Genomic DNA, 421 nt, shown 5'->3' on the forward strand with positions numbered 1-421 from the left:
TTGTTCAGGCAGTGGATCTACAAGTGACGCGGGCGGCGTGGGACACGATACCGGCGCGACGGCGCTGTTCGATCTGGAGGGGGTCGCGGTGGTGAGGGTGGACCGGGCCGAGGACGGGATGCGCACGGTCCATCTGGTGACCACGGACCCGGCGGCGCGGGCCTGTCCGGCCTGCGGGACGTTCGCCACCCGGGTCAAGGGGCTCACCGTGACGCGGCCCCGTGATCTGGCCCACGGCGGGAGCGCGGTGGCCGTCCGCTGGCACAAGCGGCGCTGGCAGTGCCGTGAGAAGCGGTGTGAACGGGGCACGTTCACCGAGCAGATCGCGCAGATACCGGCCCGGATGCGATTGACGGAGCGGTTGCGGACCGCGTGCGGGCAGGCCGTGGTCGACGGCGGTCGAACGGTCGTACAGTCCGGT

General features: G+C 71.3%; 1 protein-coding gene. It reads left to right on the forward strand.

Annotated features, from left to right (window positions below):
- Positions 1-37: 37 nt before the first annotated feature.
- Positions 38-421: transposase family protein (locus G3I71_RS48460; RefSeq protein ID WP_164325360.1), on the forward strand; the 384-nt coding region annotated here is incomplete at its 3' end.

This window comes from Streptomyces sp. SID12501, from assembly GCF_010550245.1.
Lineage (GTDB): Bacteria > Actinomycetota > Actinomycetes > Streptomycetales > Streptomycetaceae > Streptomyces.